Annotated in this window: 6 protein-coding genes and 2 pseudogenes; 4 read left to right on the forward strand and 4 right to left on the reverse strand. The window is 70.2% G+C overall.

What is annotated here, in order from left to right; all coding sequences use genetic code 11:
- Positions 1 to 1,042 (reverse strand): annotated as a pseudogene (locus ACTWQJ_RS44530) (phage tail protein); the annotation flags it as partial.
- Between the two features lie 364 nt (positions 1,043 to 1,406).
- Here ACTWQJ_RS44530 and ACTWQJ_RS44535 point away from each other — a divergent pair.
- On the forward strand, positions 1,407 to 1,829 hold the full coding sequence (locus ACTWQJ_RS44535) for a YchJ family protein (RefSeq protein WP_443312098.1): 423 nt from the start codon (positions 1,407 to 1,409) through the stop codon (positions 1,827 to 1,829).
- 25 nt (positions 1,830 to 1,854) lie between these two features.
- Here the strand turns inward: ACTWQJ_RS44535 and ACTWQJ_RS44540 are convergent, their stop codons facing one another.
- Positions 1,855 to 2,556, reverse strand: coding sequence for a FadR/GntR family transcriptional regulator (locus ACTWQJ_RS44540; RefSeq protein WP_129797015.1), 702 nt, complete (start codon positions 2,554 to 2,556; stop codon positions 1,855 to 1,857).
- Between the two features lie 141 nt (positions 2,557 to 2,697).
- On the opposite strand from ACTWQJ_RS44540, the gene ACTWQJ_RS44545 reads away from it, so the two are divergent.
- Both ACTWQJ_RS44545 and ACTWQJ_RS44550 read left to right on the forward strand, forming a co-directional pair.
- Entirely contained in the window at positions 2,698 to 3,225 is a 528-nt protein-coding gene (locus tag ACTWQJ_RS44545; RefSeq protein WP_129797016.1) for a gluconokinase, read from the forward strand.
- Between the two features lie 55 nt (positions 3,226 to 3,280).
- The gene (locus tag ACTWQJ_RS44550) at positions 3,281 to 4,678 is read left to right on the forward strand and encodes a GntP family permease (protein ID WP_443312099.1); all 1,398 of its coding nucleotides are present in this window, start codon (positions 3,281 to 3,283) and stop codon (positions 4,676 to 4,678) included.
- Between the two features lie 118 nt (positions 4,679 to 4,796).
- Here the strand turns inward: ACTWQJ_RS44550 and ACTWQJ_RS44555 are convergent, their stop codons facing one another.
- Together ACTWQJ_RS44555 and ACTWQJ_RS44560 are read right to left on the reverse strand one after the other, a co-directional pair.
- The gene (locus tag ACTWQJ_RS44555) at positions 4,797 to 5,420 is read right to left on the reverse strand and encodes a cytochrome b/b6 domain-containing protein (RefSeq protein WP_443312100.1); all 624 of its coding nucleotides are present in this window, start codon (positions 5,418 to 5,420) and stop codon (positions 4,797 to 4,799) included.
- A complete protein-coding gene (locus ACTWQJ_RS44560) occupies positions 5,404 to 6,129 on the reverse strand; it encodes a molybdopterin-dependent oxidoreductase (RefSeq protein ID WP_443312101.1) in 726 nt (241 codons plus the stop codon). Before ACTWQJ_RS44560 ends, ACTWQJ_RS44555 begins: the two co-directional genes overlap by 17 nt.
- Before the next feature lie 123 nt (positions 6,130 to 6,252).
- Between ACTWQJ_RS44560 and ACTWQJ_RS44565 the strand changes: the two are divergent.
- Positions 6,253 to 6,324: pseudogene (locus tag ACTWQJ_RS44565) on the forward strand (NUDIX hydrolase); the annotation flags it as partial.

The raw sequence follows: 6,324 nt of genomic DNA on the forward strand, positions 1-6,324 counted from the left end.
GGTTGACGTCGGCGACGCCGCGCAGGGCCTGGATGCCGGTCTTGTCGGCCTCGGAGCCGATGAGGTCGCGCGGTCCGGGCGCCTCGCCGTCCTCGCCGCCTTCCAGCGGGAACACCGGCGGGTTGACGGAGGCCTCCAGGCCCAGGTCGTTGGCGCACTCGCCGAGGAAGCGGACGATGTCCTCGGGGTCGGTGGAGCCGGCGACGACCTGGATGCGCCGGCCGAAGGCGGTCACCTCGGCGCTGGCGAAGGCGTGCTTGCCCGGCGCGTCGGGCAGGGCGCGCAGCTTGCGCTCCAGCAACAGCGCCAACTCGGCCACGCTGCACGGGGCTTCGCCGTCGCAGTCGGGATCGTAGAGCCGGAACTCGCGCTCCACGTCGCCGATCTTGACGGTGAGGTCGACCTCCAGGTTCGGCAGCTCGTCCCCGAACGGCTTGGAGACGGTGCCGGACGGGTCGGGGCGGCCCTCGCCGACGGCCTCGACGCGGATGAGGCGCGAGCCCGCGTTGATCACCGTGGGCGCGTAGCGGCCGTGCCCGGCGTCCATGGACAGGCCGGTGTAGCTCTCGCGGGTGTCGCCCTTGGCGTCGTACACCCGCAGGTTGAAGGTCTCGTCGGGGTGGGGCGTGTCGTAGTCGACGGCGACGCGCAGGCCGCTGCCCCAGACGCCGGGTTCCTTGGCGTGGACTTCGAGAACGCGGCTCTCGCTGTGGCCCTCGGTGGACTCCAGGACGACGCAGGCAGCCTTTCCGCTGCCGGCCCTGGCGACCCGGACGATCACGGCGACGCTGCCGCCGCCCGCGAAGAACTGGTGCACCGCGTAGGCGACGGCGCTCTGCGAGCCGAGCCCTCCGAAGCGGCGCTCGAACTCGGCGAAACCGGTGACGCGCACCGGTTCGTTGAGCGGACCACGCCGGGTGTGACCGACGAACGCGGTCACCGACGTGGTCACGGCGGAGATGGTGCGGCTGCTGCTGGGAAGCTCTTCGACGTAGACGCCTGGATACGTCGGCCGGGCGGCGCTCACTGCATTCGTCGGCATTCCCCCTCCAATCCCTGTCTCGGGCACCGGACGAAGGCACCAAGAGATGACAGAGGGAGACTTTCCGGACCGGTGCGCCAGAACGCCACCCACATGGGCGACAGTGATCACGCGTACCGCATCAGTTCCCCCGTCAGCACCCCGGGCGGTCGGTCGCCCGGCCCAAGCGCACGCTTGTGACTCCTGATGCTCGAGTGCTCAACCCACCTTGGAGAGTGGGGTGTTGCCCTAGCAAGGCGTGTTCACGCCAGCTCTGGGGGAGGTTCGATGAAGGACGGCGAACATGACCCGCACACGATGTGCGCGTGTCGGGGCGGGTGATCCACCGCTTCTGCACAGCCGGTGTTGCAGCAGAATGGAGCACATGCCCCGACGCCCCGCCCGGCCCCGCCGGCCACACCCCTCCACCCCTTCGCACAACCCTTCGTGCCCTTGCGGTCTTGCGGAGACATACGAGATGTGCTGTGGCCGATTTCATCGGGGTGCGGCCTCGGCACCGACGGCCGAGGCGCTGATGCGGTCGCGCTACAGCGCTTTCGTGAAGCGGGACGAGGGCTATCTGCTGCGTACCTGGCACCCGCGGACGCGCCCACCGCGGGTCGAGTTCGATCCCGGTATGCGGTGGACCGGTCTGGAGATCCTCGACACCGGCGACGGGACCGCGTTCCACACGACCGGGACCGTGACCTTCCGGGCGTCGTTCAAGGGCGGTGCGCTGCACGAGCGGAGCCGGTTCGAGCGGGTCGACGGGGCATGGGTGTACGTCGACGGGGAGTTCCTCGGCTGAAGAGCGGCTGACCGAAGAGCGGCCGTCAGGGCGCCAGGATGTCCAGCTCCTGAAGCGCGCCCACCGCGATCTCCCGGGTCAGCTCCTCCGCGCGGGCGGCGTCGCGCTCCCGGACCGCCTCCGCGAGCTTGACGTGCAGGGTGACGGCGGCCGGGTCGGGATCCTCGAACATCACGTCGTGCTGGGTACGACCGGTCAGCACCTCGGCGACGACATCGCCCAGGCGGGCGAACATCTCGTTGCCGGAGGCGTTGAGGATCACCCGGTGGAAGGCGATGTCGTGGAAGAGGTAGCCCTCCAGCTGGTGACCGCGTGAGTGCGCGACCATGCCCAGGGCGCACTCGGTGAGCTCCTTGCACTGCTCGGCGGTGGCGTTCCTGGCGGCGAGCCCCGCGGCGACCGGTTCGACCGCCGAGCGCAGCACCGTGAGCGAGCGCAGCTGGTGGGGCCGGTCGGCGCCGGCCAGTCGCCAGCGGATGACCTGCGGGTCGTAGACGTTCCACTCCGACCTGGGGCGGACCGTGACGCCCACCCGGCGGCGGGACTCGACCAGGTGCATGGACTCGAGCACGCGGACCGCCTCGCGCATCACGGAGCGCGACACGTCGAAGCGCTGGGCCAGCTCGTCGGTGCGCAGAACGCTGCCCGGCGGGTACTCACCCGCGGTGATCTCGGGGCCGAGGGTGTCCAGTACTTGGCCGTGCAGCCCCCGGCCCGGTGTGCTCATGCACTCAGCGTACGTGCCGGGTCACGGGAACAAAAAGTCAGACTTATATGTCACAGACTCTTGAATTCGTCGTACCTAAAAGGTTTCATTTGGCCGACGTCGGAAGCGACGTCGTATGTCGAGGAAGACAGCGAGGCAGACATGCGTACCCCCCACGTCGTCGTGGTGATGGGCGTCGCCGGAACGGGCAAGACCACGATCGGTCCGCTGCTCGCCGCCCGGCTCGGCGTTCCCTATGCCGAGGGCGACGACTTCCACCCGCAGGCCAACATCGCCAAGATGTCGGCCGGTACCCCGCTCGACGACGACGACAGGTGGCCCTGGCTGGACGCCATCGGCGCCTGGGCGCACGGGCGGGCCGGGCTGGGCGGGGTGGTCAGCAGTTCGGCGCTGAAGCGGTCGTACCGCGACCGGCTCAGGGCCGCGGCCCCCGACATCGTGTTCGTGCACCTCACCGGAGACCGGGCCCTCATCGAGGACCGGATGGCGCACCGGCAGGGTCACTTCATGCCGACGGCCCTGCTGGACTCGCAGTTCGCCACGCTTCAGCCGCTCCAGCCGGACGAGACCGGAGTCGCCGTCGACGTCTCCGGCACGCCCGAGGAGATCACCGAGCGCGCCCTGGCCGCGCTGGACGGGCTGGAGCAGACGGCCCCGCAGACCTCGTAGAACTCCCGCAGTACCCCTCCCCTCCCCCTCCCCCTCCACTGACAAGGGAACCCCCGTGACCAGACTCAGCGTCGAGATGCTGGCAGCGGACACCGTCGAGCCGATCACCTCGGCCGGCCACGCCCAGCTGGGCATCGCCGTGCTGGCAGGTATCGCGCTCATCGTCCTGCTGATCACCAAGTTCAAGCTTCACGCCTTCCTGGCGCTGACCATCGGGTCGCTGGCGCTCGGCGCCTTCGCCGGGGCACCGCTCGACAAGGCCATCACCAGCTTCACCACCGGCCTCGGCTCCACGGTCGCCGGCGTGGGTGTGCTGATCGCCCTCGGTGCGATCCTCGGCAAGATGCTCGCCGACTCCGGCGGTGCCGACCAGATCGTCGACACGATTCTCGCCAAGGCGGGAGGCCGTTCGATGCCGTGGGCGATGGTGCTCATCGCCTCCGTGATCGGTCTGCCGCTGTTCTTCGAGGTCGGCGTAGTGCTGCTGATCCCGGTCGTGCTGATGGTCGCCAAGCGCGGCAACTACTCCCTGATGCGCATCGGCATCCCGGCGCTCGCAGGCCTGTCGGTCATGCACGGCCTGGTCCCGCCGCACCCCGGTCCGCTGGTCGCGATCGACGCGGTGGGCGCCAACCTCGGTGTGACCCTGGCGCTCGGCGTGCTCGTCGCGATCCCGACGGTGGTCATCGCCGGGCCGCTGTTCTCGCGGTACGCCGCCAAGTGGGTGGATGTCCCGGCCCCCGACCGCATGATCCCGCAGCGGGCCTCCGAGGAGCTCGAGAAGCGGCCGAGCTTCGGTGCCACGCTGGCCACGATCCTGCTGCCGGTCGTCCTGATGCTCTCCAAGGCACTGGTCGACATCGTCATCGACGACCCCGAGAACACGGTGCAGCGCGTCTTCGACGTCATCGGTTCCCCGCTGATCGCCCTGCTCGCCGCGGTACTCGTCGGTATCTTCACGCTGGGCCGCCCCGCCGGTTTCTCCAAGGAGCGGATCTCGTCCATCGTCGAGAAGGGGCTCGCGCCCATCGCGGGCATCCTGCTGATCGTCGGCGCCGGCGGCGGCTTCAAGCAGACGCTGATCGACTCCGGCGTGGGCCAGATGGTCCTGGACATCTCCGAGGACTGGTCGATCCCGGCCCTGCTGCTGGCCTGGCTGATCGCCGTGGCGATCCGGCTGGCGACGGGTTCGGCGACGGTGGCCACCATCTCGGCGGCCGGTCTGGTCGCGCCACTCGCGGCCGACATGTCCACCGCGCACGCCGCCCTGCTGGTCCTGGCCATCGGCGCCGGTTCGCTCTTCTTCAGCCATGTCAACGACGCCGGCTTCTGGCTGGTGAAGGAGTACTTCGGGCTGAACGTCGGCCAGACGATCAAGACCTGGTCGATCATGGAGACGATCATCTCGGTGGTCGCGGGTGCGCTGGTGCTGCTGTTGTCCCTGGTCATATAGCGGCTGTCCCCGAGACAGCCGCAGAGCAGCCGCACACAGCAGTTCGGCTACCGGCCGAACCCGGGCCCGGGGCAATCGCCGCCCCGGGCCCGGGTGTTTTCCTGCGGTACGCCACTGCTCAGCGCCACCAGAGCGGATGCTCCCGCTCCGCCCACTCCCCGCTCACCGACCCGGTCCGCATCCCCCGCCGGGCCTCCGGATCCGCCAGCGCCATGCCGATGTGCCCGGCGAGGACGATGCCGATGGTGAGGGCCAGCCAGTCGTGGACGAAGGTCGCGCTGGTGCGCCACACCAGCGGGGTGAGGTGGGTGAACCACATGATCAGGCCGGTGCCGAGCATCACCAGCGTCGCCCCGGCGATCCAGGCCGCGTAGATCTTCTGCCCGGCGTTGAACTTCCCCGCGGGACGCGCCGCGTGCCGTCTGTCCCGGCGCAGGGCGGCGCGCAGCCAGACCCGGTCGTGCGGGCCGAAGCGGTTCAGCAGCCGCAGGTCACCGCGGAAAGCGCGGGAGGCGAGGCCGGCCAGCACGGGCACGGGCAGGGCGAGCCCGGCCCACTCGTGGACGGTGACGACGAGGGCACGGCGGCCGACCAGCTCCGCGAGCTCGGGGATGTACAGACAGGCCGCGGTCAGCACGCACACGCCCATCAGCGCGGCCGTCGTGCGGTGCACCCACCGTTCGGCCCTGCTGAACCGGCGGACCTCGGTCTCGGTGGCGGGGGCGTCAGCTCGTAGGCTCATCGTCGCGTCCGTTCGAACGGCCCACCCAGGCGTCGATGTCGTAGCCCCGCTTCTCCCAGTAGCCCGGCTGCACGTCCTCGGTGACGGTGATGCCGGAGAGCCACTTCGCGGACTTGTAGAAGTACATGGGGGCGACGTAGAGGCGTACGGGTCCGCCGTGGGCGTGGCTGAGATCCTCGTCCTGCATGCGCAGGGCCACCAGGACGTCGGCGCGGCGGGCCTGGTCGAGGGTGAGGCTCTCGGAGTAGGTGCCGTCGAAGCAGGTGAAGCGCACCGCCCCGGCCGAAGGGCGCACTCCCGCGGCGTCCAGGAGCCGGGACAGGCGCACCCCCTCGAACGGCGTGCCCGGGACCCGCCACCCGGTGACGCACTGCACGTCGCGCACCATCCGGGTCTGCGGCAGGGCGCGCAGGTCGGCCAGCGTGTAGGTGCGCGGTCGGTCCACCAGTCCGTCGACGGTGAGGCGGTAGGTCGTGGCGTTCTTGTGCGGTACGGAGGAGGCGACCGAGTAGTAGCGGAAGCCGCCGCCGTTGGGCAGCAGGCCGGTCAGGCCGGTGGGGTCCTTGTCCGCGGCTCTGCCGAGGAAGGACTCCAGTCCGCGCTGCAGAGTGGGCGCGGCGACCACGCCGACAGCGCCCAGACCGAGGGTGCCGAGCAGGACGCGACGGCCGATCGGCCGGCCCTCCTGCTCGGGTTGTCCGGTATTCACTCAGCCATTCGAGCACCCGGGACCCCGACGCGGCCAGGGCTCGCGGACGCCTGACAGAATTCCGTAACCACCGCTCAACCACCGCTCCCGAAACCACCGTTCCCGCCCTGCTTGGATGGTCCCATGAGCGCTGCTGACGAGATCCTCGACATCGTCGACGAACACGACCGCGTCGTCGGGCAGGCCCCGCGCGGG

This window comes from Streptomyces sp. KR55 (assembly GCF_052245645.1).
Lineage (GTDB): Bacteria > Actinomycetota > Actinomycetes > Streptomycetales > Streptomycetaceae > Streptomyces > Streptomyces flavusporus.